Below are 6,633 nucleotides of genomic sequence, written 5' to 3'. Positions count from 1 at the left end.
GATGAACTTACTCAGGTAAGTGATTCGGGTGAACGAACGCAGCCAACACACCTGCAACTTGAAGTATGACGGGTATAAAATGATAAAGCCATCACCGGCTTTATCATTCTTCACACAACACAGTGGGAATGCGTAGCCAGTGTTTTCATCAAATAATAAATGGCGCGATATAACGTGCGTTAATAAATTAACATTGAGAGAAAACACATGGAAAAAAATAATTCCCCCTGTTCACTTGACCTGATTCTGGGCAAGGAGAACCTGTATAAAAACAGCCCAATTAATATCGGCAGCATTTCGCTTGGATGCTGCAAGTGCCAGGATACCCCTGCGACTACCCCTACCACAACCGATGGGTTGAAAGATTTGGTCGGGATTCCGCAACCCTGGCCGTTGGCAGAAGCACCGGAAGGCTGGCTGAAATGTAATGGCCAGACATTTGATACCGCAAAATATCCGCAACTGGCAAAACTATATCCTGCCGGCACCTTGCCGGACCTGCGCGGCGAATTTATTCGTGGTTGGGATGATGGACGTGGTATCGATACCAATCGCCAGATTCTAAGCATACAGGCTGGAATGCTTGAATCACATAACCACATGATGCCCGTCTCTGATCCCGTCAAGTGGAATGGAGCGGTTTATGGATATGCAAATGATCAGCCAAGCGCCAGTATTGAAGATTTCAGTCAATCCGGTGTTTCAACATCACGCGAGTTAACCTCGTTAACGGGTGGAAATGAAACTCGCCCGCGCAATATCGCCTTCAGCTATATCGTTAAGGCAGGTTAATCATGACAACACAAACTGAAAATATGATTCAGCTGAATGAACAGGGGCTGAGTATCAGCAGTGGATATATTCAGGTCTACCATATTGAACCGCAAACGCGGGAATATATCGGCAGCACCCGGGAATATTTGATGGAAGGCGTGGGTATTCCGGCACACAGTTTCATCGATACGCCGCCGACCCTTCAAGCCGGCCAGACTGTCGTACGCAGTCAGGACGGTTTGAGCTGGGAAAGTATTGTCGATTATCGTGGGCAGACAGCCTACGATAAACAAACGCGGCAGCCTACCCAGGTCACGCAGCCGGGTGCCCTGCCCGATGCCCTGACGCTGTTGCCGCCGAAAAACGACTATGATGTCTGGCAAGGTGACAACTGGGTAACGGATGAAAAGGCGGAACAGGCCGCTCAGCTCACTGCCGCTCAGCAGCAACAGGCGAGTTACCTGGCCCAGGCGGAAAAACGTTTAACCGTACTGCAGTACGCCGTTGAACTGAATATGGCGAACGAGCAGGAAACTCAGGCACTGAAAGACTGGAAAACCTATCTGGTGCTGTTGAATCGGGTGGATGTCTCTACCGCTCCCTCCATCGACTGGCCTGCTATGCCGGCCTGATCCATTTGTTTAATTCGCGCATCCTGTTGCGCCGACACGACAGATGCCGTTGTTAAATCAACGGCATTTTTTATTTCATCAATTCATTGTTTTTATTAAAAAATATTAGGGTAAGCCCTTCCCCTGTTGTGCCATCTCATACCAAACCCCATTCGAATGCCTTCTGTTTTGCAACAAGGCACTATTACTCGCACCCCACAACAGGAGACATTCTTGATGAGTGATTTTCATCACGGTACGCAGGTCGTCGAAATCAACGACGGTACCCGCGTCATTTCAACTGTATCAACCGCGATCGTCGGTATGGTCTGTACTGGACCGGATGCTGACGCCGCCACTTTTCCACTGAATACACCGGTACTGATTACCGATGTGCTGACCGCCGCAGGCAAAGCCGGTAAAACCGGGACCCTGGCTGCCGCGTTGCAGGCCATCGGCGACCAGACCAAACCGGTTACGGTAGTCGTTCGCGTAGCTGAAGGCGCCAATGAGGCTGAAACGGTGTCCAACATCATCGGCGGTGCCGATGCCAACGGTAAATACACCGGCATGAAAGCCCTGCTGGACGCTCAGGCCGTCACTGGCGTGAAGCCGCGTATCCTCGGCGTTCCGGGGCTGGATTCCCAGCCTGTCGCCACCGCGCTGGCCGCAATCTGTCAGTCACTGCGCGCCTTCGGTTACGTGAGCGCTTATGGCTGTAAAACCCTGTCCGATGCCATCAAATACCGCGGTAACTTTAGCCAGCGCGAACTGATGGTGATTTGGCCGGACTTTATCGCCTGGAACACCGCGACCAATGCCAGCGCCAAGGCCTATGCCACCGCGCGTGCACTGGGCCTGCGCGCCAAAATCGACCAGGAAACCGGCTGGCACAAAACCCTGTCCAACGTCGGCGTCAACGGCGTGACCGGCATCTCCGCCAGCGTCTACTGGGACCTGCAGACCATCGGCAGCGATGCCGACCTGCTGAACGAAGCCGGCGTAACCACGCTGGTGCGTAAAGACGGTTTCCGTTTCTGGGGTAACCGTACCTGTTCCGATGATCCGTTGTTCCTGTTCGAAAACTATACCCGCACAGCGCAGGTACTGGCCGACACCATGGCTGAAGCGCACATGTGGGCGGTCGACAAACCGGTAACCGCCACCCTGATCCGCGACATCATCGAGGGTATCAAGGCGAAATTCCGCGAGCTGAAATCCAACGGCTACATCATCGACGCCGACTGCTGGTTCGATGAAAGCGCCAACGATAAAGAAACGCTGAAGGCCGGCAAGCTGTACATCGACTACGAGTACACCCCGGTACCGCCACTGGAAAACCTCACGCTGCGTCAGCGTATCACCGACAAGTATCTGGTGAACCTGGCTGCATCCGTTAACAGCTAAGGAGCGACTGACTCATGGCACTGCCACGTAAACTTAAATATCTCAACCTGTTCAACGACGGTATGAGCTACATGGGCCAGGTGCATTCCGTCACCCTGCCGAAACTGACCCGCAAACTGGAAAACTACCGCGGCGGCGGTATGCAAGGTTCCGCGCCGGTGGATTTCGGTTTGGACAACGATGCGCTGGTAATGGAATGGAACATGGGCGGCCTGCCGGACAGCGCCTTCTGGAGCCAGTACGCTCTGCCGGGCGCCGATGCGGTTCCGTTGCGTTTCGCCGGTTCTTACCAGCGTGACGACACCGGTGACATCACCGCCGTCGAAATCGTCCTGCGCGGCCGCCACAAGTCGATTGACAGCGGCGAATCCAAGCAAGGCGAAGAAACCGATGTTCGTGTTTCCACCCAGTGTACCTACTACAAACTGATCATTGACGGCGTCGACATGATTGAAATCGACACCATCAACATGATCGAAAAAGTTAACGGCGTTGACCGTCTGGAACAGCACCGCCGCAATATCGGTCTGTAATGACCGCTTCATGGCCAGCTACGGCTGGCCATTCTTATTGATAAACGGGAGTCTTTATTATGACGGCTGAAAACACTGCACAACACCACGTGATTACCCTGAACGCCCCGATTAAACGCGGAGAAACCGTGATCGACGCAATTACGCTACTGACGCCAACGGCAGGCACCCTGCGCGGCATCGGTCTGGCGGCACTGGCCAGCGCCGACGTGGAAGCGTTGATTAAATTGCTGCCGCGTATCACCTACCCGGCCTTGACCGAAGCGGACGTAATGGGGCTGGAACTGCCTGATCTGCTCGAATTCGCCGGTAAGGTGATCAGTTTTTTATCACCGGGCTCGGTTCGCTAACGCCCCCACCGAGCCTCACGGTTGACGACCTGATGGCGGATATTGCGGTAGTGTTCCACTGGCCGCCATCAGAACTTTTCCCCATGAGCCTGGCAGAGTTGATTAACTGGCGTGGCCGGGCGCTACAACGAAGTGGACAAGACTATGCCTAATCAAAAGACGATGCCTAAGCCATCAACTTCCCCAGGTTCAGGGTCTGCGGCAGCACAGCGCAACAACGCTCCGGACAACAGCATTTTCTCACCGCTGCGAGACAATGTGTATTTGAATAAAATCAACAGCGTATTGCTGGATTTCTTGAACAAAGCCGGTCAACTCGCCAACAGTGGCACATCAACCGTTGCCGGTGCGCAGAAAAGCACCCGATCCGGCGGCAAAAAAGGCGGCAGGACTTCTGCCGCCGCACAACTGGGGATGTTGGGTAATCTCGCCAGGCGGTTCGATACCATCACCGCAGCGCTGAACCCAACGTATGCGGCATTGAAAAATGCCCACCATTTGTCACAAACCAACAGTAGCGGCCTCCCTCTCTCAGGTCAAAACCCGAGCGCAGGCGTGACGCAATCGCTTATTGCCCAGGCCAGTGACGGCGTCAACAGCATCTATTTATCCGCCGCTGCCGCCATGCAGGCACAACAACATATCGCCGGTCTGGTCCCTTCCGCCAGACTGGCTTCCGCCGCTCTGCCAGGCAATGTCACGTCATTGCTGAACGCGCAACAAAGCCTCAATCTGCCGACCAACCTCCTGGCGCAGATGGGGACTGGCGCAACATTGCAGAACGGCGCCGAAGGACTGAGCGCCCTCACCGGCGCCGCCCAGGAGTCATTCGTCGGTACGGAAGAGACCAGCATGATGATATCCGCCTTAAGTAATGCGGATCTGGATGACGGTGATGGCAGCCAGGCGCTTCAGGGCGGGTTTGATAATTTGCAGGCGCTCTCAGGATCCGCAATGCAATTGCTCAACCAGCCGGGTCTGATGAACCAAAGCAACGTGGAAAACCACGCCAGTTTGCAGTCTGACATGACGAACGGCCATTACAACGCGCTCTCGCCAAATTCATCACAACGTTATTTTGACCAGCGCGTGGTCAATAACATCACTATTACCGTACCCGAAAACAGTAACCTCGACGTGATTAAGCAATACATCGAAGAGGCACTGAGAAAATACAGCCCGAATAGTAGCGCCTATTCCTACAACTCGATGACCTCTAACCTTATTTCATGAGGATAATATGATGATGCTTGCACTGGGTTTATTTGTATTTCAATTGCAAACACTGCCGTACAGCACCCTCAGTCGTAATGTTAATTATCGCTGGGCTAGCAACGGCCGTATCGGTCTGCGCCCTGCGCAACAGTTTTTGGGGCAAGGTAACGAAACCATTAGTCTTAATGGCGTGCTGTGCCCTGAAATTAACGGCAAGTTCAGCAAACTCTCGTTGTCGGCGCTGGAGCTGATGGCCGGGACAGGACGTGCCTGGCCGCTGATCGAGGGCAGCGGCACCATTTACGGCATGTATGTCGTTGAAAGTTTGCAACACACCAATACGGAATTCTTCTCCGACGGCAGCGCCAAACGTATCGAATTCTCGATTAATCTGACGCGTGTCGATGAATCGCTGATAGCCATGTTTGGCGACCTCAGCCAACAGGCTACCGATTTGTACAACCAGCAAATTACACCGGCTATCGCGTCCGCCAAAGCCGCCATCGGGGGTGTCTTCTCGTGATAGTAAATAACCGCATTGGTATTGCCGACCAGCTTGCGCCGGACTATCAGATAACGCTGAAGGATTCATCAGGTAATACCCAGACGACCCGCAACCTCAGCCAGCGGCTCATTTCGCTGTCACTGCACGATGTCATGGGGTTCGAATCCGACCAGCTCTCGCTGGATATCGACGACAGCGACGGCAAAGTGCAGATGCCCAAACGCGGAGAGAAAATCAGCGTTAAAATCGGCTGGAAGGGTAAAGCGCTGGAGGACAAAGGCACCTTTGTGGTTGACCAGGTCAGTCACAGCGGAGCACCGGACAGAATTACCCTCAGCGCCCGTAGCGTTAATTTTCGCGGCGACCTCAACACGCCGCGTGATGGTTCCTATAATGCGACCACGCTGGGCGATATCGCCCGGACGATTGCGGAGCGCTACAGCCTGATGGCGTCAATCGAAACATCGTTGGTTAATACACCGATTGTGCACGAAAACCAATCCAAAGAGTCCGACTTGTCATTTCTCTGCCGTCTGGCCAGAAAATACAGCGGCACAGTAGCGATAAAAAGCGACACATTGCGACTCTTTATTGCAGGCTCGGGGACAACCGCCGACGGCCAACAGACTGCGACTTACCTCATCGAACGTCGTGATGGCGACTCACACAGTTTCACTATTGCCGATCGCATTGCTAATACCTCAATCACCGCCAACTGGCATGATAGCCGCGACGCAAAAACACATACTGTGAAGATTAGCCGTCAACGTAAAACGCAGGCGAAGGCGTCAACGTCACACCCCAGCTCCAAATCGGCTACCCAACCGTCCGAACTGTCGACTGCCGATTATCTGGCCGGTGAAGAAGACAGCCAGCAAACGCTACAAACCACCTACTCCAGCCAGGATGAGGCCACGCAGGCAGCGGTGAGTAAATGGCGTGAAACCCAGCGCGGCACGGTGACGTTCTCGATTTCGCTGGCACGGGGCATGGAGAACCTGAAGCCTGGCGCACTGGTGAGTCTGAAAGGATTCAAGCAAGTGATTGACGATCGTCAGTGGACTATCAAGCGCCTGACTCACACTATCGCCGGTAGTGGTTTTACCACGGCGATTGAGCTGGAAGCGTCGATGCTGGATGTCGCTTACGACATTAGTTACGGCGTTGTTGATAACGCCACGGCCAAATGAATCACTTTTCGAATTTGAATTTGCAAATTCGAATTCAATGCAGTACCA

The 6,633-nt window shown here is 53.6% G+C and carries 9 protein-coding genes; all 9 read left to right on the top strand.

Features of this window, described 5'->3' with window-relative positions:
* The first annotated feature begins 207 nt into the window (after positions 1-207).
* The 9 genes from FDP13_RS17690 to FDP13_RS17650 all read left to right on the top strand — a co-directional run bounded on the left by FDP13_RS17690 (position 208) and on the right by FDP13_RS17650 (position 6,585).
* On the top strand, positions 208-792 hold the full coding sequence (locus FDP13_RS17690) for a phage tail protein (protein WP_143840037.1): 585 nt from the start codon (positions 208-210) through the stop codon (positions 790-792).
* A 2-nt stretch (positions 793-794) separates the two neighbouring features.
* The gene (locus FDP13_RS17685) at positions 795-1,406 is read left to right on the top strand and encodes a tail fiber assembly protein (protein ID WP_143840036.1); all 612 of its coding nucleotides are present in this window, start codon (positions 795-797) and stop codon (positions 1,404-1,406) included.
* Between the two features lie 216 nt (positions 1,407-1,622).
* The gene (locus FDP13_RS17680; RefSeq protein WP_012769536.1) at positions 1,623-2,792 is read left to right on the top strand and encodes a phage tail sheath protein; all 1,170 of its coding nucleotides are present in this window, start codon (positions 1,623-1,625) and stop codon (positions 2,790-2,792) included.
* A 14-nt stretch (positions 2,793-2,806) separates the two neighbouring features.
* Positions 2,807-3,325: a phage major tail tube protein gene (locus FDP13_RS17675; protein ID WP_013318224.1), complete on the top strand. Its 519-nt coding sequence runs from the start codon at positions 2,807-2,809 to the stop codon at positions 3,323-3,325.
* A 59-nt stretch (positions 3,326-3,384) separates the two neighbouring features.
* Positions 3,385-3,675: a phage tail assembly protein gene (locus FDP13_RS17670; protein ID WP_012769534.1), complete on the top strand. Its 291-nt coding sequence runs from the start codon at positions 3,385-3,387 to the stop codon at positions 3,673-3,675.
* 32 nt (positions 3,676-3,707) lie between these two features.
* Positions 3,708-3,827 (top strand): GpE family phage tail protein, encoded by a 120-nt coding sequence (locus FDP13_RS17665; RefSeq protein WP_012769533.1) that lies wholly within the window; start codon positions 3,708-3,710, stop codon positions 3,825-3,827.
* Entirely contained in the window at positions 3,820-4,908 is a 1,089-nt protein-coding gene (locus FDP13_RS17660; RefSeq protein ID WP_143840035.1) for a hypothetical protein, read from the top strand. Before FDP13_RS17665 ends, FDP13_RS17660 begins: the two co-directional genes overlap by 8 nt.
* 10 nt (positions 4,909-4,918) lie before the next feature.
* Positions 4,919-5,413, top strand: coding sequence for a phage tail protein (locus tag FDP13_RS17655; RefSeq protein WP_038927221.1), 495 nt, complete (start codon positions 4,919-4,921; stop codon positions 5,411-5,413).
* A complete protein-coding gene (locus FDP13_RS17650; protein ID WP_143840034.1) occupies positions 5,410-6,585 on the top strand; it encodes a contractile injection system protein, VgrG/Pvc8 family in 1,176 nt (391 codons plus the stop codon). Before FDP13_RS17655 ends, FDP13_RS17650 begins: the two co-directional genes overlap by 4 nt.
* The last annotated feature ends 48 nt before the right edge of the window (positions 6,586-6,633 follow it).

The organism is Dickeya sp. ws52 (genome assembly GCF_007210685.1).
Lineage (GTDB): Bacteria > Pseudomonadota > Gammaproteobacteria > Enterobacterales > Enterobacteriaceae > Dickeya > Dickeya chrysanthemi.
The sequence above is the reverse complement of the archived record's forward strand: the minus strand, read 5'-3'. Positions and strand labels throughout refer to the sequence as shown.